Source organism: Chitinophaga sp. ARDCPP14, from assembly GCF_051362515.1.
In the GTDB taxonomy this organism is placed as follows: domain Bacteria; phylum Bacteroidota; class Bacteroidia; order Chitinophagales; family Chitinophagaceae; genus Chitinophaga.
Map to the genome: position 1 here is coordinate 246,365 of NZ_JBKIXB010000012.1, position 18,824 is coordinate 265,188.

The window sequence follows — 18,824 nt, forward strand, 5'->3', positions numbered from 1 at the left end:
CTAACGCTGTTTTACTACCGGCCACCCGTTTTCCCATTGCAATAGCTCCACTCTCAATGTTGGTTTTCCCCCGTCGCCGGCATCATAACCATGAAAAACGAGATAATCATTTCCATTAAATGCCACTACGGCATTATGCCCAACGCCATGCCAGCGGGCATCTCCCGCTAATAGCAGCGAGCCGCCGCCATCGGTCATTCGCCGGTTTTCTTTATCAGTATAAGGTCCCAGTAATTGTGCAGATCTGCCCACCATCATTTTGTAGGTACTCTTTTCGCCGCGGCAACAATAATCGAACGACACAAATAGATAATAGTAATGCGCTTTCTTATAAATAAAAGGCGCTTCTATAGCCGCATTGCCAGGTAAAGCATCTGCTATCCCTTCATCGCGGTGACGCGCGGCCAACGTGTACCACACCTGTGGCACAGCCGGGCGTGTAGCCGTACTATCCAGTTTAAACATTTTGATGCCACCCCAGAAAGAGCCGAAACTCAGCCATGCCGTACCCAGGCTGTCCGTAATAAAATTGGGATCAATGGCATTCCAGTTATCCCTGCCGGGAACAGATTGTATCACCATGCCTTTATCAATCCATTGAAAACCGGGCGATTGCGGATCCAGTGTTTTGTTAACCGCCACACCAATGGCGGAAGTATTTTTCCCAAACGCGGAAACTGCATAATACAAATAATACCATCCGTTGTAGTAACTGATATCCGGCGCCCATGTATGCCCTTTAAAGCCTGGCACAGCAGCCTTTGTCCAGGCTGGTGGCGCAGTAAATACTGGTGGTTGCCGGTTCCAGTTTTTCATATCGGGAGATGAATACACCGTAATCCCGTTTCCCGTACAAAACAAATACCAGGTACTATCCTGGCGGATCATTACCGGATCATGAACAAACTGCGCCTGGCTATGCCATGCGTAAAAAAGTAGTATCCAAATTAATCCCCGTTTCATGATCATTCTTTTTATAACAAAAAAAAGGCGGCAGAAAAAACTTTCCTGCCGCCGTATATACTTGCCAGATGGCTATTTATTTATCTTCGCGCGGATCACGTAAAAGGACCAGGGTGCAATATCCGTACGGATCGTTTTTCCTTTGATGTTTATATCTTTTTCTTCCGGGGAGATGCCGGTGGGACGGTCCAGCGAATTAAGACCCTGAAGATCATTGCTACGAAGCGTAGTTAACTTCCCGTTGGCAGCAATGCTTTTTACACCCTGCACTGCCACTGCTACCGGCTTAACGGTAGCGGACGTGTTCACCAGTTTGATGACCAATTCACCCGTGGCGTCATCTACTACCGTGGATGCATATACGCTATCCTGTCCGCTGATTACCTGGTTACCTTTCAGCATGGGTACCACTGCAGTGCCTTTGTTATTGGCATACAGTTTTTGCACATAGTAGTTAGGGGTACCATAGGAACGCAGGTTATCAAACCAGATAAGGTCGGGCGTCCACTGCCATCCATCCACATGTGCCAGCAGCGGCGCATAGGAAGCCATTACCACTACGTCGGTGTTGCGTTCCAGTCCGGTCATGAAGGCGGCTTCTGCCAATGCCGACTGCCAGTTGTTTTTATTATCACCGTTGCCTACTCCTTTGCTGTGTGCAGCATATTCACCGGCAAAGATCTTAGGCCCTTTACGGTCGTAGGAATCATAGCGTGCTGCGTTGCTGAGGAACCATTCGGGAGAGCTGTAATAGTGCTCGTCGAGGATATCTGCATTCAGTTTACGCAGCGTGTCGTTGAGGAAAGTAAATCTATCGCCGTCAGGGCCCGGGCCAAGACTGTTTATCAGCTTGATATCCGGGTATTTACTTTTGATGGCTTTTGAAAAAATAGCGTAACGTTCTACGTATTGCGGTCCCCACTGCTCATTGCCTACGCCCATCATTTTCAGGTTAAACGGCGCCGGGTGCCCCATTTTTGCGCGCAGCGCGCCCCATTTGGAAGTTACGTCGCCATTGGCAAATTCAATCAGGTCCAGTGCGTCCTGGATGTAAGGGTCCAGTTCATTCACGGCTACCACTTCTCCGCTGTTAAACTGACAGGCCATGCCGCAGTTGAGGATCGGTAAAGGCGACGCGCCTATGTCTTCCGACAACTGAAAATATTCAAAGAAGCCAAGTCCGAACGACTGGAAGTAATCCGGTGTGGCGCGATGTGGAAATTCGTTGTTCCAGCGGTTGATGATCAGTTCACGGTCATTCACATCGCCTACTGTTTTCTTCCACTGGTAGCGGTTTACCAGCTCGCGTCCTTCCACGATGCAGCCGCCGGGGAACCGGAGAAAGCCGGGATGCAGGTCGGCCAGCAATTGTACGAGATCGGTACGAAGCCCGTTGCTCCGCTCCTTCCAGGTATGTTGCGGGAACAGGGAGATCATGTCAACATCTATCACCCCATTGCCGCTGAAAGTTACTTTCAGTTTGCCTTTGGACGCGGTGGCAGCAGCGGTGAAACTGGCTTTATACTGCTGCCAGCTGCTGCCGGCAGGTGATACAGTGGTGCTGCCTATTTCTTTACCCGCATCATCGAGTAAGGTAACGGTGAGCTTTACCGCAGCGCCTTCCTGTTGCCGGGCATACAAAGAGAAATTGTATTGTTCCCCACTCTTAATACCCATGCCGCGGAAACCTTCGTTCACTATTTCAAAACTACGTGTAGCCGGCATTGTTATCCTGGCAAAGCGTGGATTGGATGGGTGGTCTTCCTGCCGGTTAACGACCACTATCTGCCCACTAGCTACCGCGTTCCTTGGGACGCTCCAGCCCATAAGCGGCGTGCTGAACTCAAAGGACCGGTTCTTTACCAGCTCCGCATAAATACCGCCATCAGCGCTGAGGTTAATGTCCTCAAAGAAGATACCCCACATATTGGGCGATACCGGCGTTTTTATTTCGCCGGCCTTTACGGTAAAATTCAACGGTTGCTGGGCTGCCAACGGCGTGGTATAAACGCCCATGAGCAGTGATAATGCCGTAATAATACGTTGTGGTTTCATATAATTATTCCAGTTTTTTCTTGCCCCGGATTGTTCAAACCCGGTGAGCACTAATAATTTATCCACTTTACCTTTTCGTTTATACCCCGTCGTTATGTTGCAGCATGTGCGGATCGGGAACAAAGTTCAGGAAGGCGTGGAAATTGGCGTTATACTTTTTCCGGTCGATCCTGTAATAAAAGGCGCCCTTCTTGGAGCTTAGCTTGTCTTTGTCCGCGAGCTTTACCAGCAGTTTGGTAGAAAGGATCTTGCGGCTGAAATTACCTTTATCGAAAGAGATGTTATAAACAGATTCGTACAGGTGTTGTAGTTGCGGGATGGTGAATTTAGCCGGCAGCAGTTCAAGCAGCAGCGGGTGCAATGCAGCCTTATAACGTAGCTTCTCCTTTGCCAGGTCTACCATCGCTTTATGATCGAAGATGAGGTCCGGATGGTGGTTAATAGGAAACCATACCGCGTGAAAATCCTCATTCAGCTGCTGTTTGTATTTCTGAATATCGATCAGTGCGGTGTAAGCCACCGATACAGTGCGTTCTACCGTATCACGGGAAGGGGAACTGAAGGTATGGAGCTGCTCCATATAAATGCCATCCAGTCCGCTGAGATTTTTTAACACCCTGCTGGCGGCATCTTCAGCGCTTTCGTGCTCCTGTATAAAACCGCCTACCAGGCTCCATTGCCCCTTACAGGGCTCAAAACCCCTTTGTATCAGCAGCAGTTTCATTTCCTGGCCATCGAAGCCAAAAATGATACAATCAACGGCGAATAATAACCGGGTCTGCTGCGAATATCTTTTCATAACAATAAATTAGGCGGTAAAAGTACAACGCGGATTTTGTCTTTCTCAGGATTACGCTGATTTTACTGATTTTCTTTTTTTGATTTTTTCTGATTTACTTTTATTCTGGTAAGATTTATCTAAAAAAATCATATAAATCAAAAAGAATAAAATCAAACTAATCAGTAAAATCAGCGTAATCCTGAGAAAGACAACATTCGCTTACCAGAAGCGGATGTACAGCGCGGATAATAACAACAATGTTATTACGATCAGCACAGTGGTTGCCGGGGTAATTTTGAACATAGCCTTATCAAGTACAAAGGCTTTCGGATTTACTTTTGGTCCTGCAAAGCTGATAACGATCATCACGATCATGGTAAACATAAAAGCCAGTCCCATACAGATGAGGAAAGGAATTTCGTAACCGCCTTTACCATTCGGATAGGCTGTATAGAAAATTGTTTCATGTCCAAGTACGGCAGGTGCAAACTGGTTAAAGAACACACACAGCGTAAACCCGGTGATAATCCCTGCTACGGCAGCGGCGCCGGTAGTGCGTTTCCAGAACATACCCAACAGGAACATGGCAAATACGCCCGGACTGATAAAGCCGGTATATTTCTGGATAAAGGTAAATCCGCCCTCACCGCCAATACCCAGCAAATCGTTCCAGGTAAAGAGGATGCCCAGCAACATGGCAGCTACTACGGTGATGCGACCAGTCCATACCAGTTTTGCTTCAGAGGCATCCTTCTTAATATATTTACGGTATATATCCAGGGTAAAAATAGTAGAGATACTGTTGGCCTTACCCGCCAGGGAAGCTACAATAGCAGCAGTTAATGCCGCTATGGATAAGCCTTTCAACCCGGAAGGCAAAAAGCCGAGGATCGCTGCGTAAGCGCCATCTTTACTAGCCAGGCCAGGGAGGTGTCCGTTTTTCTGCAGCACATATGCCGCAATACCCGGCAACATGACGATGATGGGCATCATGATCTTCAGTAAGCCCGCGAAGAGGATACCGTTACGGGCAGTTTGCAGATTGGCTCCCAGTGCGCGTTGCGTGATATACTGGTTGCAACCCCAGTAGTTGAGGTTCACGATCCACTGACCGGCGGCATACATCAGGATCCCCGGAAGCACCAGGTACTTGTTGATATAGTCCTGCGAAGAGTTGGCATCCGGTTTTGCCAGGATCATATGAAAGTGGTCCGGCGCATCCTTCATGAGGGCATTGAAACCAGCCAGGGCGTTGTGTCCCAGGCCAAACTTTTCACTCACCAGCGTGAGGGCCATATAAGTGGTGGCCAGTCCGCCGATAATCAATACCGCCACCTGGATCACATCTGTATAACCGATTACCTTCATACCGCCGAGCGTGATAATGATGGCAAATATGGAGAGCGCAATCATCACTACATGCAGGTATTCGCCTCCCAGCAGGCCATTGATGGCCAGTGCGCCGAGGTATAGAATAGAGGTGAGGTTAACGAACACATAGAGAAATAACCAGAAGATAGCCATGATCAACGCTACCGTTTCATTATACCGCGTTTTCAGGAACTGCGGCATGGTATAAATTTTATTCTTCAGGTAGATGGGAATAAACCAGACGGCAATGATGATAAGGGCTATTGCGGCTACCCATTCATAGGCCGCTACAGCGATACCTACAAAATAACCATCACCGCTCATGCCGATAAACTGCTCTGCAGAAATATTTGATGCAATCAGGGATGCCCCGATTGCCCACCAGGTAAGGGTTCCTTCCGCGAGGAAGAAGTCTTTTGTATTCGTTTCGGTTTTCTTTTTTCGTTTGTATATCCAGTAACCGTATACGGAAACAATAATGAAATAAGTAATGAAGACGAGTATATCGCCGGTGGAAAGGATGTTTTGCATAACGGGCAGTTTATTAGCTTTTGCTTTAAGAAGTTGGCAAATTATAAAGCAGCCGGCGGTGGCGCTTAAGCGCCTTCCGCCGGCAGGTGGAATTATTTATAGGATACATCGTTCCAGCGCAGTTCATTTTTGAACTCGCGCAGGTCGGTGTTCTTCCCTATCAATGCCAGTTCAATACCCGCCATTTCTGCAAAGTCCTGCATATGTACGGAAGTAAGGTTTTGGCTGTAACAGGTATGATGTGCGCCACCAGCCAGTATCCAGGCGGTGCAGCCTTTCTTCATATCAGGATAAGGTTTCCATAACACGCGGGCTACCGGCAGCTTCGGCAGATCCTGTGGCGGTTCTACCGCTTCTACCTCATTTACGAGCAGGCGGAAACGGTTGCCCATGTCTACCAGTGAAGCGTTGATCGCTGGTCCCGCCGCGGAATTGAATACCAGTCTTACCGGGTCTGCCTTCCCTCCTATGCCCAGCGGATGCTTCTCACAGGATGGTTTTCCGCTGGCGATGGATTCACAGATCTCCAGCATATGGGAACCGAGCACCATTGGGTTAGACGGATCAAAATGATAGGTATAATCCTCCATGAAAGAGTTACCACCTTTTAAACCGCTGCCCATTACTTTCATGGCCCGCACCAATGCAGCTGTTTTCCAGTCGCCTTCCCCGGCAAACCCGTAACCGGCTTTCATCAGGCGTTGCACCGCAATGCCCGGCAGTTGTATCATGCCATGCAGGTCTTCAAAGGTATCGGAGAATCCTTTGAAGTTCCCGTCTTCCAGGAATGCTTTCAGTCCGAGTTCTATGCGAGCGGCGTCTTTCAGCGCAGGGTCCTGCAGCAGTGCTGCAGATATCGTATATGCATCCCCGTATTCCTTTACCAGGGAGGCCACTGCTCCATCGGAAATGCCATTGATCACACTTACGAGATCACCAATGCCATGCGTGTTGCAGGAGAAGCCCAGTTTGGATTCTGCTTCTACTTTATCGCCATCGGTTACCGCCACGAAGCGCATGTTGTCGCCGAAGCGAACAAAGCGTGCTCCCTGCCAGTCGTGCCAACCGGCGGCTACCCTTGCCCAGGCGCCCAGTTCCTCCAGTACTTCCGGATCCTGCCAGTGGCCGGTGATCACCTTGCGGCTCATCCGCATGCGGCTCATCATAAATCCGAACTCCCGGTCGCCATGAGCGCTCTGGTTCAGGTTCATGAAGTCCATATCTATTTCACTCCAGGGGATATCACGGTTGAATTGAGTATGCAGGTGGCAGATAGGTTTGGATAATGCTTTCAGGCCACGGATCCACATTTTAGCCGGGGAGAAAGTATGCATCCAGGTGATTACCCCGATACAGTTGGGAGCAGCATTGGCTTCCATACATACGGCGTAAATTTCGTCCGGTGTTTTTACAGTGGGTTTGTAAACCACCGTAACGGGTATGCGTGTATCCTTGTGCAGGGAGGCGGCAATTTCCTGGCTGTGTGCGGCTACCTGTTTCAATGTTTCTTCTCCGTACAGGTGCTGACTGCCGGTTACAAACCAGATTTCGAAATTCTTCAGATTAATCATGTTGCTTGGTTTATTGCCCGTAATAGGAATTGGGGCCGTGTTTACGTTCAAAATGTTTCCGGATCAGCGCATCTTTCAGTCGTGGTGCATTCCCGTTAATCGACTCCGTGAGATACGCCATTTGTGCCACTGATTCCAGTACGGCGCTGTTGTAAACTGCTTTGGCGGGAGTTTTGCCCCAGGTGAAGGGCGCATGGTTTCCTACCAGGATCATTTCAATATCTTCGTAGCTAAGTCCTCGTTCCGTCAGTGCATTCATGATCTGGAAGCCGGTCTGGTATTCATAGTCACCGGCAATCATTTCATCAGACATGGGCGGGGCGCAGGGAATATCCACGGTGTTGTGGTCGGCGTGCGTAGTGCCATAAATGGGAATATCGCGCTGACTCTGCGCCCATGCAGTAGCATAAGTGGAGTGGGTATGCACGATACCGCCAATGTGTTCCCAGTGCTTATATAATACCGCGTGGGTGAGGGTATCGGAAGAAGGGCGCAATTGCCCGTCTACTGTTTTACCATCGAAGTCCACTATCACCATTTTTTCGGGAGATAGTTCCGGGTAGGGAACACCACTGGGTTTGATGGCAAACACGCCCAGCTGCCGGTCTGCTGCACTTACATTCCCGAAGGTGAAGAGGACCAGTCCCAATGCGGGCAGTTGCATATTGGCTTCGTATGCTGCCTGCCGGATATGTTGATACTGTTGCATACAAAATTAGTCAATGGTGATGGCGGCAGTAAATGCGCCTAATGCTTTATACTTCTGGTACCTGTTTTCGTATATGCCAGCGCGTTGGCTATCCGGGTGATAGGTAACTTCAAATCCCTGTCCCATTGCTTCCATCGCATCTTCCACCCTGTTAAACAATCCTGCTGCTGTGGCGGCAAACATGGCGGCGCCGAGGGCGCAGGTTTGTTCGGAGCGGTGAATACGGATCGGCATATTCATCACATCGGCCATCATCTGCATGATGAACGCCGACTTTTTGGCTACGCCGCCAATGCCTATCAATCCTTTTACAGGAACGCCTTCCCTTTCAAATCTTTCTACAATGGCTTTGGCGCCAAAGCAGGTCGATTCCGCTACGGTGCGGAAAATACGCGGTGCGTCTGTAGCGAGGTTCAGGCCGGTAAGGGTACCTTTGAGCGACTGATCCGCGTCTGGTGTACGGCGGCCGTTAAGCCAGTCGATACCCAATTCACTGTGTTCTTCCGGCGGGATCTGTGCTGCCTGTTTTGCCAGTTCAACGATCATCCTGGCGGAAGTTTCCTGCGCCAGTTTAGCGGCAGTTTCTGCATCAATCAGGGAAGACGACGGCAGGAGGTGCTGTAACGGCCATGCCAGTACGTTACTGAACCAGGCGTACGCATCACCAAAGGCCGATTGCCCTGCTTCCATGCCCATCATACCGGGGATTACAGAACCCGGTACCTGCCCGCAGATACCTTTTACCAGTGTATGTTTCATTTCGTCCATAGGCGCCACCAGCATATCGCAGGTGGAGGTGCCCATTACCTTGCTGAGGTGGTAGGGCTCTATTTGTCCGCCTACCGCACCCATGTGCGCATCAAACGCACCGATGCCTATTACTACGCTGGTAGGAAGCCCCAGCCGCTCTGCCCATTCGGGGCAAAGATGACCTGCGGCTTCGCCGGAGGTGTATGTTTTTGTAAAGAGCCGTTGTGTGAATCCCTGCAGTAACGGGTCAATGGCGGAGAAGAATGCATCCGGCGGAAGGCCGCCGAATTCTGCTGCAAACAGCGCTTTATGTCCTGCGCTGCAAACGCCGCGTTTCAGCTGGCTGACATGTTTCCCACCGGAAAGCAGGAATGGTATCCAGTCGCAATGTTCCACCCAGGAGTAAGTGGCGTTTCTAACGGCTTCGTCTGCACGAAGAATGTGCAGCAGTTTTGCCCAGAACCATTCCGATGAATAAATGCCGCCCACAAAGCGGAGGTAATTTTCTTCAAATGTAGCGGCAGTGGCGTTGATCGCCGCTGCTTCCTTCAGGGCGGTATGATCCTTCCATAACACAAACATGGCGTTTGGGTTATCCTGGAAGGCCGGTGTAAGCGCGAGCGGCGTACCGGTTTCATCAACGGCTACCGGCGTGGAACCGGTGGTATCTACCGATATAGCTTTAATATTAGCGGCAGCTCCGGGGCCGGCCTGTTGCAGGCATTGCCGGATGGTAGTTTCCAGCCCCTCCACATAATCCAACGGGTGCTGGCGGAACCGGCTCTGGGCTGCATTGCAGTACAGGCCGTCTTTCCAGCGCGGGTAATAAAATACTGCCGAGGCGATTTCATTCCCGTTATGCACATCTACGATGATAGAACGTACCGAATCGGTACCGTAGTCTACCCCTATTACCCAGGATGAATTCATATTGAACGTTATATTGACACTTATAAAAAAAGGTAAAAAATTACGAATGACGGCGGGTAGAAATGATACCGGCTGGATTCCAGTTCAGCCAATATCCCACCGCGCCGTTATCCGTTACTTTAACTCCAACACTACTACTGAGAAAGGAGGCAGCTTTACGCTGACAGTATTATTTTTCAGCGAGGCGCCTTTAAAGTCTACCGGTTTAATATTATCCGGCTTTGTAAAACTGTTATAGTCCTGCAATTTTGCGGAGGCCAGCAGTCGGCCGCTGATAGATTTATAAGCCTGGCTGCGGGTATCCAGCGTTACTTCCTGCGTTTTATGGGCATCAATATTTACGAGGGAAATATGCGTGATGCCATTTTTATCTTTGGAAGCAGAAGCAGACACTGCAGGCAGTTTCTCGTTATTGAACGTATAGTCGTTGGAGTGAATATCCACCGGAATTAAAGTAGCATCCTGGTGGATGTTATACATCTCCATTACATAGTAAGTGGGTGTAAGTACCATCTTATCTCCTTTGGTAAGGATAACGGATTGCAGTACATTGATGGCCTGTGCCAGGTTGGCCATGCGCACGCGGTCGGAGTGGTTATTAAAGATGTTCAGGGTGGCGCCGGCAATCATGGCATCGCGCATGGTGTTCTGCTGGAAGAGGAAGCCAGGATTCGTTCCCCCTTCTACGTTATACCATCCGCCCCATTCGTCTACCAGCAGCGCTATCTTTTTCTTCGGATCATATTTATCCATGATCGCGGTATGTTTGCTGATCAGCGTATCCATCAGCAGGGCTGATTTCATGGTAGCGAAATACTGTTTCTCTGTGAAATCAACCGCATCTCCTTTATTGTTCCAATCCACGGAAGAGTAATGATGAAGGGCAACACCATCGAGTAAACCCGCGGGGATGTTTTTCATGAGCACTTCTGTCCAGTTGTAATCGCCATCACTGGCGCCGGATGCAATACGGAAGAGAGGCGCGTTTTTCCAGTCGCTTTGCATGAAGGTGGCAAACTTGCGGTAAAGGTCGGCGTAGTATTCCGGCCGCATATTACCGCCGCAACCCCAGGCTTCATTACCTACTCCCCAGTAACGTACCTTCCAGGGCTCTTTACGGCCGTTTTGCTGACGAAGGTCAGACATGGGACTTTTACCTGCGAAGTTGGTATACTGTACCCAATCAGACAGCTCCTGTGCGGTACCGCTGCCCACGTTGCCGGACAGGTAAGGTTCTGCACCTAGTTCCTCGCACATGTTGAGGAAGTCGTGCGTACCAAAACTGTTATCTTCCGTTACGTTTCCCCACCAGGTATTTACGATAGTGGGCCGTTTATCTTTCGGACCTATCCCGTCTTTCCAATGGTAGGTATCTGCGAAGCAGCCACCCGGCCAGCGTAGATTGGGAATTTTCATTTTACGCAATGCGGCAATCACATCTTTACGTACCCCGTTGGTATTGGGGATGTGGGAACTGTCTCCCACATAAAACCCGCCGTAGATACAATTTCCCAGGTGCTCTGCGAAATGACCATAGATATTGCGGTTGATAGTTTGAGTTGGCGCATCCGGACGAAAGGTAACTGTATTTTGTGCCTGCGTTGCTTGCGTGGAAAGCAAAAGGCCCAGGATACCAGTACGGATATAACGATATTGTTTTTTCATAACGAGGTTTTAAAAATCAGGACCGGCAGCACTGTTTTGCTGCGACAATTCAAAAGAACAAAATAATTGTCACATTTACAATTAAAACAGTAAAAAAAACATTTAAAGGCAGCAGGAGGCCATTCTATGGCTTATTTCCAGTAAATATTTTTTTCAGGAAAGATAGAAATCATCAGGATAGTGCGGATTTACCACGGGCATGGCAGCGAAATGGGTGGTTTTTGCCGGCTGTTATATTCGGGCTATTAATTTACCGCAGCAGCTTTTCAATTCACAGCGGAATTTCGATATTTGCGTAAAATACTGTACAAACCATTCTTATGCCATTCACCAACCTGGAACAGTTGTCCCTTTGTTTGTTATTATTTGCGGGCTGTGTGCCTGCTCCATCTCCCGAAAAAAAGGTAACGGCAGATACTGTTGCCCTGCCAACAGAACAACATATGATAATGCCGGCGGATTCCCTGCCGGTGGACATTGAAGAAGACAGTACGGTTGCACCCGCCGGTGCGGTGACACGTACACCTGCAGCCACCAACAAGGTACCCAGGAGAATTTAGCCGGAAGAATTACCTTTGCTTAATTTTTTAACTATGAGGCATTTTATACTGGCGAGTACCTCCACGTTGTTTGGGGAAAATTACCTGGCTTATCTGCAACCGGCGATAAAAGCGTTGTATGCAGGTGTAGAAGAAATTGTGTTTATTCCGTTTGCCCGTCCGGGTGGCATTTCCCACGACGATTACACCAGCAGGGCGGCGGCGGCCTTTGAAGAACCCGGTATCCGCGTGCGCGGGCTCCACACCTTTGAGGATCCCGCTGCAGCCATCAAAAATGCGAAGGGTTTCTTTACCGGGGGCGGCAACACCTTCCTGCTGGTGAAGCAATTACATGAACAGGGAATGATGCAGGTACTCCGCGATGCAGTGAACAACGGCGCTCCTTACCTGGGATGCAGCGCCGGCAGCAACATCGGGGGCGTAACCATGCAAAATACCAACGACATGCCCATTGTGTACCCACCCAGTTTTGAAACAATGGGACTGATCCCTTTCAACCTTAACCCGCACTACCTGGACCCACTGCCCGGCTCCCAGCATATGGGCGAAACCCGGGAAACACGCATCAAAGAATATCATACCCAAAATACCACGCCGGTACTGGGGCTGAGGGAAGGCAGCTGGATCTACGCCCATGGCGATACTTTAACCCTTAAAGGCACGCTGAGCGCCAGGATCTTTGAAGCTGGCAAAGATCCTTATGAACTGCCCGCAGGCAGCTCTCTCGTCCATCTGAAATAAAAATCAGGATGACCCTTTAAAAGAACAACCATTCTTTTATCTTTGCCTCATGCGTGCAAAAGACGAAAATAAAGAGTGGATCATCCGGGAAAGAGCCATAGAAATGATTGTTCATGAAGGCTTTGATGGCCTGAGCATGCATAAACTTGCCAGGGCAGCCAGGATTTCGGTATCTACCATCTATATCTATTTCCGCAACCGCGAGGACCTGCTGAACCAGTTATATACGGCAGTAGTGGCCACTTTTGTACAGCATAGCATGAGGGGATTTGACCCGGATATGAACTTTGAATCGGGTTTATGGCTGCAATGGAAAAACAGGTATGAATTTGTACTACGCAACCCGCTGCATTACCATTTCTCAGAACAGTTCCGTAACTCCCCGCTAATCAAAAGACAGGATGACGCACCGGAAATTGTTTTCAAAAACGCCATGCGGCGGTTTGTAGCTAATGCGACAGAGAGAGGCGAAATAGTGGACCTTCCGCCGGAAGTGTTCTGGGCCATTGCCTACGGCCCATTCTATACCCTTGTTAAATTCCATCTCGATAACTCCACGATGTCCGGCGTTCCCTTTTTCCTGAGTGATGAACTGCTGCAGCTAACCTTTCAGCGGACCATGAGGGCACTGCGGGTGTAAGGAAATTATAAGCTCAAGCCACCATCGCAACGTATCACCGTTCCCGTTATATTACCATTACGCATCAGGAAAAGAATCGTATCCGCTACCTCTCCGGGTTCTCCTACCCTGCCAACGGGCAGCTGTGACGCATACTGCTGAAAGGTATCCGCTTTGGTATCTGCCGGCAGGAAGTCCCACCAGGCGGTATTTACCACGCCTGGTGAAACAGCGTTTATGCGTAAGGGTTGTATTTCTTTCGCTATAGAAGGAATCATCAGCTCCAGGGCGCCATTGATAGCCGCCAGTCCGGATACGCCCGGCGCCTTGCTGACTGCCGAAATAGCGGTGATCAATGTAATGCTGCCGCCTTTATTCACATAAGGCAACGCCGCCTGCAGGGTATTCAGCTGCGGCCAGAATTTGCCTTCGAAGCCATCCCGCAGGTCTTGCAGCGACAGCTCTGCAAACGCACCTGCACCTTTGGCCCCACTCAGCGCAATTACCAGGTGATCAAAATTTCCTTGTGTCCGGAAAAATTCATCCAGCTCATCCCGGTTGTTGCTGTCCAGCGCCACGGCCTGGATACCGGGGTTCTCTTCTGCCGCCGCTGCAAGCTTGGCTGCTGAACGGCCCGTAACTGTTACATTCGCTTTTTCTTTGACCAGCATTGCAGCAGTAGCTAAACCTATACCTGAAGAGCCACCGGCAATAATTACTTTTTTACTTTCAAATGTACCTGACATATTGTTGCTGTTTTATACCCACAAAGTTGAGATATAAAACACTGGTCCTTGTTACCGGAATCATGCATCGTATTAACCGGATCATGCATTTTTACGGAATGCCAGCGGCGTTTGCCCGGTCTGCTCCCGGAAGAAGCGGTTAAATCCCGCGGGATCACTGAAATTAAGCTGGTAAGAGATTTCGGCCACCGATGTATCAGTATACCGTAATACCGCCTTTGCTTCCTGTACCAGCATATCTGCAATAGCATCTGAGGCCGTGCGGCCCGTTACATCTTTTACGGTACGGTTAAGATGATTAGGCGTTACGCCTAGCAAAGCGGCATAATCTGCTACCCTTTTTTTTGAAAGAAAATGCTGGCTGACCAGTTTCTTAAACCGGGGCACCAGGTAAGTAGTTCGTGTATCCGTAGCCGTTAAATGGAGCTGCTGTGCTACATAACTTCTTTTTACTTCCAGCAGTAATAAATAAAGATACATACGGATGGCCTTCCCGCATCCCGGCCGGTGATGCTGCAGCTCTTCATTGATCTTAGCACAAAAATCCGCTACGGCTGTGATCTCCGTTTCCGCTAATTGTATAAAGGGCACGCCTGCATAATCGAAGAACGGAAACTCCTCCGAAACCTTATCTGCCGGGATAATTTCCTGCAGAAAATCTGCATTAAACAAAATATAATAGCCGAAAGTATCTGCGCTGATATTGCTTTTACTAAACACCTGTCCCGGAAAAGTAAAGCTCAAAGTACCGGGGCGGTGTTTAAATTGTTCCAGTCCCAGCTGTACATCCACGCTGCCCCTGAGCGTAATACTGATCCGGTAGAAATCTGATTTTAAAGGTCCAACCGCCGGCCGCAATCCTTCACTGGAATAGATTTCCAGGCCGGCAATCTTTTTCTCCGGCGCCAGGTTACTATAGCCAAAGCTGGAAGTATCTGCCTCCTCCCGGTGAAGGTGACGGAAATCGTTTAATACGTATTGCGGTATTTCCGGTTTGTTGAGCTTGGTTTTCATTGCCATTTGCCTATATTCGTTCTTTAAAAGTAGATAAATATTACCAATGGAGTTAACCACCCTTTATCGCCCTGTAGGACCAGATGAACTTGTTTTGATTGAGCAATCCGGCTGGAAACGGTTCCCACCCAGGAGACCGGATCAACCTATTTTTTACCCGGTCATGAATGAAGCGTATGCCATCCAGATATCAGTGGAATGGAATGTTCCGGCATATGGATCCGGCTTCGTTACCAAATTTTCTTTGAGCAGCGATTTCCTGAAAAGATATAACGTTGAAAATGTAGGCGGGGAAATACATAACGAGTTATGGGTACCGGCGGAAGAGTTGGAGGAGTTTAATGATAATATTGTGGGAACGATTGAGGTGACGCAGCGGTATTATAAGGACACACAATGAAAGTCAACGTTTACCTCGCCCCATTTGTGAAACCGCAAATATTTTTTGAAAAAGAAAACTTCATCCCCTCAACTCTCCAACTTTTTTGTCATCGCTTTAATAAATCCGGCCTTATCCTTTTTCACTTCTTTCAACTGCGCTTTCCTGTCTTCCGGTATAGCATAATACTTTTCCGCCCATAGATTTATTTCAATCATTACGGGCAGCAAATCAATTCCTTTACGGGTTAACCTGTACAACCCTTTGACTTTACTATCCGGGTGCGCCAATTTTTCAATGATCTTATTCTCCTCCAGCGCCACCAGCCTGGCGGCTAAAATATTAGTCGCAATCCCTTCTGCCGATTTTAAAAAGTCGCCGTAAGAGCACTCTTTTGCAATCAATAAATCCCTGACAATCAACAGCGACCACTTATCCCCCCATACATCCAGGGAACAACTCACCGGGCAATCCGACCTTTTTTTTGCTTTAGCCATAAAAATATTTTAAAAAACACTTGCATTTTGCAAGTAAATACTATCTTTACACTTGCAAAATGCAAGTAAAGGTACAAAACAACCTAAAATGAAACAAACAATTTTAGCGACAGGGTTTAATCCCGCAAGCTTCACGAAAATGGTATACACTAAAAAATTAAGCTCATGATCATAGCAGGAAAAACGGTATTGATAACCGGCGGCGCGTCTGGCATCGGCCTGGAAGCAGCCAGGCAATTCCTGGCCAATGGCGCAAAGGTCATTATTACCGGCAGAAACCAGGAGAAACTGGACATTGCCCAAAAAACACATCCGGCGCTGATTACCATCAACAGCGACGTGGCCAATGCTGGTGACGCAGCTGCGCTATTCAGCCGGATAAAAGATCTTGGCGGTATAGATATACTGTACAATAATGCAGGTGTTGGCGTGCCGCCATTAAATCTGGGGCTTACCAATGATCAGCACTGGGAAGGAGCAGCCTACGAAATGAATGTGAACTACGTGGGAGTAATCCGGTTGAACAATCTGTTCATGGATATGTTGAAGTCAAGAAAGGAAGCAGCCATTATCAACACCACCTCCATACTTAGTTATGTACCATCATTGATCGAAGCTACTTACTCCGCTTCTAAAACGGCTTTGGCTTTTTACACCCGATCGCTCAGGGAACATCTGCGCATTTTAAACAGCCGGGTGAAGGTATTTGAACTGCTGCCACCACTGGTAGCAACAGAAATGACTGCGGCCCGGAACGATAAGAAAATGACCACAGAAGAACTGGTAAAAGGACTGATAGCCGGACTCAAAAAGAACCAATATACTATCCGCGTGGGTGATACAAAATTGATCTATATACTCAACCGGCTTTTCCCGAAAATAGCTTTTGGCTTAATTAATTCTAAAAAGACGTATCAGTCTCTAACAGCATAGCACAAACTTCGCACATGAAAGCATTTATTATAAATCGCTACGGCAGGAAAGAAAATTTGCAGCTGCGTGAAATCGCGGAGCCCATCATAAAGGAACATGAAGTATTGGTGCAGGTACATGCTGCCAGTGTAAACTTATTGGATTCAAAAATCAAGAATGGTGAGTTCAAACTCATTCTCCCCTACAAAATGCCCCTTACTTTGGGACACGATGTAGCAGGTGTGATCACAAAAACCGGCGCTAAAGTGAGCCGCTTCAAGGTAGGCGATGAAGTGTACGCCCGACCGGCAGATCATCATATTGGTACTTTCGCGGAGATGATTGCCATCAATGAAGCCGATGTATCGCTCAAACCCCAAAAACTAACCATGGAAGAAGCGGCATCTGTCCCCCTGGTGGCGCTAACAGCCTGGCAGGCGCTTGTTGAGAAAGCCGGCTTGAAAAAAGGACAAAAAGTTTTCATCCAGGCGGGCTCCGGTGGCGTAGGCACCATTGCCATTCAATTGGCCAAACACCTCGGCGCTACTGTAGCCACTACAACCGGCACCTCAAATGTTGAATGGGTAAAAGCGCTTGGCGCAGATGTGGTGATTGATTATAAAAAGGAAGATTTTGAAACCATCCTGCAGGATTATGACGTAGTACTGAACAGCCAGGATGCAAAAACACTCGAAAAATCTCTCAGGGTGCTAAAGCCGGGCGGAAAGCTCATCTCCATATCCGGCCCCCCCGACCCTGCTTTTGCAAAAGAATTCCGATTGGGCTGGCCGCTGAAAATAGTCATGGGGCTGCTCAGCTTTGGCGTACGCGGCAAAGCCAAACGCCGGCACGTCAATTATTCTTTTCTTTTTATGCGGGCGGAAGGTAACCAGTTAGGCAAGATCGCTGCACTTATTGACGCAGGTGTTATTAGCCCTGTTATCGACAAGGTATTTCCATTTGAGAAAACAGCAGAAGCCCTGGCCTATGTTGAAAGCGGGCGCGCAAAAGGCAAGGTTGTCATCAAGGTTAAATAAAATTACACTTATAATGTTAGCGGCAATCGGGTTGCTATCCTCATGAATTTATCCAGTTCGTCCCGACCATTGTTTTTGTAACCCGCTACTGTTATATTTGAGCGAATGTTAGCCAATGCAAAAAGGTAACAACATCTCTGATGTACATTGGAATACCAGCTTCTAACCCATGTAAATGATTCAATTATGATAACCGCCCAAATGTTACGCGATCTTGAACAGGATCCGGCAGTGAAAAAAAATTACGCAGCAGCAGGCAGCTGGGGACAGCATAAAATAGTATTCCTTCCCGTGGTGGTGCTGATTTTTAGTGCATTTGCGCTTTATTTTTTCTACGACCTTTCTAAAACCGATAACAGTTATTCCACCTATACAATGGTTTGTGGTGCGCTGGTATTACTTTCCATCGTAGCCATTGCCCTCATACAAAAAAGTGCAAAGCAACAGGTGATAAATAATATTGCTTCCGTACCGGTATGCGTAGCAAAGAAAATATATGGCAACGATTCCAACGGCATTTACTATTGCATTTATACTACGGGCAACAAACGCCATGACCTTGCATTTATTGATGCAATTGCCCATAAAATATTTAATATCGATCAGGAACCGGAGGCGGCATCATATAAGCGGGAAATAGACCGCCTGTTCAGCGTGCAATTTGCAAATACCAATTCCGCAGCGGTACCGCTGCCAACCGGCTTTACGGAAGGGGAACAGGTATATCAGAAACAGTTTGCCACGGCTCCTATTGCGGCGGTAACAACGGCGAATGACGGCAAATTTGCCGTGCTGGCTTTTAACGGAACAAGTGTGCCGGTATTGAAAGAAGCGCTTTAATTGAAAAAAATTGCCTGGAAACAAAGAGAAGCTGTCTCATAATTAATTGAGACAGCTTCTTTGTTTTAGCCAAAAGATGGCCTAATAATCATTATGATGATCAGGTGTTTTTTAAGAGAATAAATAGTTAATGTCAGCTTGCTTTAGCAAGCT

General features: G+C 48.3%; 18 protein-coding genes. 7 read left to right on the top strand and 11 right to left on the bottom strand.

Annotated features, from left to right (window positions below; translation table 11 throughout):
* From ACLHR0_RS27120 to ACLHR0_RS27155, 8 genes are all read right to left on the bottom strand, one after another.
* Positions 1-963, bottom strand: coding sequence for a family 43 glycosylhydrolase (locus ACLHR0_RS27120; protein ID WP_429060615.1), 963 nt, complete (start codon positions 961-963; stop codon positions 1-3).
* Positions 964-1,035: 72 nt separating this feature from the next.
* Entirely contained in the window at positions 1,036-3,084 is a 2,049-nt protein-coding gene (locus ACLHR0_RS27125) for an alpha-L-arabinofuranosidase C-terminal domain-containing protein (protein ID WP_436490871.1), read from the bottom strand.
* A gap of 13 nt (positions 3,085-3,097) precedes the next feature.
* Complete coding sequence (locus ACLHR0_RS27130) at positions 3,098-3,817, bottom strand: NUDIX hydrolase (RefSeq protein ID WP_370911878.1); 720 nt, start codon at positions 3,815-3,817, stop codon at positions 3,098-3,100.
* Positions 3,818-4,018: 201 nt separating this feature from the next.
* On the bottom strand, positions 4,019-5,701 hold the full coding sequence (locus ACLHR0_RS27135; protein ID WP_429046558.1) for a sodium:solute symporter family transporter: 1,683 nt from the start codon (positions 5,699-5,701) through the stop codon (positions 4,019-4,021).
* 92 nt (positions 5,702-5,793) lie between these two features.
* Positions 5,794-7,272, bottom strand: a complete 1,479-nt coding sequence (araA, locus tag ACLHR0_RS27140) for an L-arabinose isomerase (protein ID WP_370911876.1) — start codon at positions 7,270-7,272, stop codon at positions 5,794-5,796.
* Positions 7,273-7,282: 10 nt separating this feature from the next.
* Complete coding sequence (locus ACLHR0_RS27145; RefSeq protein WP_370911875.1) at positions 7,283-7,981, bottom strand: L-ribulose-5-phosphate 4-epimerase; 699 nt, start codon at positions 7,979-7,981, stop codon at positions 7,283-7,285.
* A 6-nt stretch (positions 7,982-7,987) separates the two neighbouring features.
* Positions 7,988-9,661 carry a ribulokinase gene (locus tag ACLHR0_RS27150; RefSeq protein ID WP_429046555.1) on the bottom strand — a complete coding sequence of 558 codons (1,674 nt, stop codon included), beginning with the start codon at positions 9,659-9,661 and terminating at the stop codon, positions 7,988-7,990.
* A gap of 114 nt (positions 9,662-9,775) precedes the next feature.
* The gene (locus tag ACLHR0_RS27155) at positions 9,776-11,326 is read right to left on the bottom strand and encodes an alpha-N-arabinofuranosidase (RefSeq protein WP_436490875.1); all 1,551 of its coding nucleotides are present in this window, start codon (positions 11,324-11,326) and stop codon (positions 9,776-9,778) included.
* Positions 11,327-11,646: 320 nt separating this feature from the next.
* On the opposite strand from ACLHR0_RS27155, the gene ACLHR0_RS27160 reads away from it, so the two are divergent.
* Genes ACLHR0_RS27160 through ACLHR0_RS27170 form a run of 3 tightly spaced genes read left to right on the top strand, consistent with a single transcriptional unit; the run spans position 11,647 to position 13,267 of the window.
* Complete coding sequence (locus tag ACLHR0_RS27160) at positions 11,647-11,886, top strand: hypothetical protein (protein ID WP_436490877.1); 240 nt, start codon at positions 11,647-11,649, stop codon at positions 11,884-11,886.
* Positions 11,887-11,919: 33 nt separating this feature from the next.
* Complete coding sequence (pepE, locus tag ACLHR0_RS27165) at positions 11,920-12,627, top strand: dipeptidase PepE (protein WP_436490879.1); 708 nt, start codon at positions 11,920-11,922, stop codon at positions 12,625-12,627.
* A gap of 49 nt (positions 12,628-12,676) precedes the next feature.
* Positions 12,677-13,267 (top strand): TetR/AcrR family transcriptional regulator, encoded by a 591-nt coding sequence (locus ACLHR0_RS27170; protein WP_436490881.1) that lies wholly within the window; start codon positions 12,677-12,679, stop codon positions 13,265-13,267.
* Between the two features lie 5 nt (positions 13,268-13,272).
* Here ACLHR0_RS27170 and ACLHR0_RS27175 read toward each other — a convergent pair whose 3' ends face one another.
* Together ACLHR0_RS27175 and ACLHR0_RS27180 are read right to left on the bottom strand one after the other, a co-directional pair.
* Positions 13,273-13,992: an SDR family oxidoreductase gene (locus tag ACLHR0_RS27175; protein ID WP_429046551.1), complete on the bottom strand. Its 720-nt coding sequence runs from the start codon at positions 13,990-13,992 to the stop codon at positions 13,273-13,275.
* A gap of 81 nt (positions 13,993-14,073) precedes the next feature.
* The gene (locus ACLHR0_RS27180; protein ID WP_436490883.1) at positions 14,074-15,012 is read right to left on the bottom strand and encodes a helix-turn-helix domain-containing protein; all 939 of its coding nucleotides are present in this window, start codon (positions 15,010-15,012) and stop codon (positions 14,074-14,076) included.
* Positions 15,013-15,052: 40 nt separating this feature from the next.
* Here ACLHR0_RS27180 and ACLHR0_RS27185 point away from each other — a divergent pair, with 40 nt between their 5' ends.
* Positions 15,053-15,406 carry an ADP-ribosylation/crystallin J1 gene (locus ACLHR0_RS27185; RefSeq protein WP_429046549.1) on the top strand — a complete coding sequence of 118 codons (354 nt, stop codon included), beginning with the start codon at positions 15,053-15,055 and terminating at the stop codon, positions 15,404-15,406.
* Between the two features lie 68 nt (positions 15,407-15,474).
* On the opposite strand, the gene ACLHR0_RS27190 is transcribed toward ACLHR0_RS27185, so the two are convergent.
* Positions 15,475-15,882 carry a winged helix-turn-helix transcriptional regulator gene (locus ACLHR0_RS27190; protein WP_370911865.1) on the bottom strand — a complete coding sequence of 136 codons (408 nt, stop codon included), beginning with the start codon at positions 15,880-15,882 and terminating at the stop codon, positions 15,475-15,477.
* A gap of 165 nt (positions 15,883-16,047) precedes the next feature.
* On the opposite strand from ACLHR0_RS27190, the gene ACLHR0_RS27195 reads away from it, so the two are divergent.
* The 3 genes from ACLHR0_RS27195 (at position 16,048) to ACLHR0_RS27205 (ending at position 18,671) form a co-directional block, all read left to right on the top strand.
* The gene (locus ACLHR0_RS27195; RefSeq protein ID WP_436490885.1) at positions 16,048-16,815 is read left to right on the top strand and encodes an SDR family oxidoreductase; all 768 of its coding nucleotides are present in this window, start codon (positions 16,048-16,050) and stop codon (positions 16,813-16,815) included.
* 14 nt (positions 16,816-16,829) lie between these two features.
* Positions 16,830-17,831 carry an NADP-dependent oxidoreductase gene (locus ACLHR0_RS27200; protein WP_436490887.1) on the top strand — a complete coding sequence of 334 codons (1,002 nt, stop codon included), beginning with the start codon at positions 16,830-16,832 and terminating at the stop codon, positions 17,829-17,831.
* 186 nt (positions 17,832-18,017) lie between these two features.
* On the top strand, positions 18,018-18,671 hold the full coding sequence (locus ACLHR0_RS27205; protein ID WP_436490889.1) for a hypothetical protein: 654 nt from the start codon (positions 18,018-18,020) through the stop codon (positions 18,669-18,671).
* The last annotated feature ends 153 nt before the right edge of the window (positions 18,672-18,824 follow it).

Coding starts and splice junctions, on each gene's coding strand:
- ACLHR0_RS27150 (WP_429046555.1), bottom strand. CDS start 9,661: ATGAATTCATCCTGGGTAATAGGGGTAGACTACGGTACCGATTCGGTA.
- ACLHR0_RS27200 (WP_436490887.1), top strand. CDS start 16,830: ATGAAAGCATTTATTATAAATCGCTACGGCAGGAAAGAAAATTTGCAG.
- ACLHR0_RS27195 (WP_436490885.1), top strand. CDS start 16,048: ATGATCATAGCAGGAAAAACGGTATTGATAACCGGCGGCGCGTCTGGC.
- ACLHR0_RS27170 (WP_436490881.1), top strand. CDS start 12,677: ATGCGTGCAAAAGACGAAAATAAAGAGTGGATCATCCGGGAAAGAGCC.
- ACLHR0_RS27205 (WP_436490889.1), top strand. CDS start 18,018: ATGATAACCGCCCAAATGTTACGCGATCTTGAACAGGATCCGGCAGTG.
- ACLHR0_RS27145 (WP_370911875.1), bottom strand. CDS start 7,981: ATGCAACAGTATCAACATATCCGGCAGGCAGCATACGAAGCCAATATG.
- ACLHR0_RS27190 (WP_370911865.1), bottom strand. CDS start 15,882: ATGGCTAAAGCAAAAAAAAGGTCGGATTGCCCGGTGAGTTGTTCCCTG.
- ACLHR0_RS27120 (WP_429060615.1), bottom strand. CDS start 963: ATGAAACGGGGATTAATTTGGATACTACTTTTTTACGCATGGCATAGC.
- ACLHR0_RS27160 (WP_436490877.1), top strand. CDS start 11,647: ATGCCATTCACCAACCTGGAACAGTTGTCCCTTTGTTTGTTATTATTT.
- ACLHR0_RS27175 (WP_429046551.1), bottom strand. CDS start 13,992: ATGTCAGGTACATTTGAAAGTAAAAAAGTAATTATTGCCGGTGGCTCT.
- ACLHR0_RS27135 (WP_429046558.1), bottom strand. CDS start 5,701: ATGCAAAACATCCTTTCCACCGGCGATATACTCGTCTTCATTACTTAT.
- pepE (WP_436490879.1), top strand. CDS start 11,920: ATGAGGCATTTTATACTGGCGAGTACCTCCACGTTGTTTGGGGAAAAT.
- ACLHR0_RS27185 (WP_429046549.1), top strand. CDS start 15,053: ATGGAGTTAACCACCCTTTATCGCCCTGTAGGACCAGATGAACTTGTT.
- ACLHR0_RS27130 (WP_370911878.1), bottom strand. CDS start 3,817: ATGAAAAGATATTCGCAGCAGACCCGGTTATTATTCGCCGTTGATTGT.
- ACLHR0_RS27155 (WP_436490875.1), bottom strand. CDS start 11,326: ATGAAAAAACAATATCGTTATATCCGTACTGGTATCCTGGGCCTTTTG.
- ACLHR0_RS27180 (WP_436490883.1), bottom strand. CDS start 15,012: ATGGCAATGAAAACCAAGCTCAACAAACCGGAAATACCGCAATACGTA.
- araA (WP_370911876.1), bottom strand. CDS start 7,272: ATGATTAATCTGAAGAATTTCGAAATCTGGTTTGTAACCGGCAGTCAG.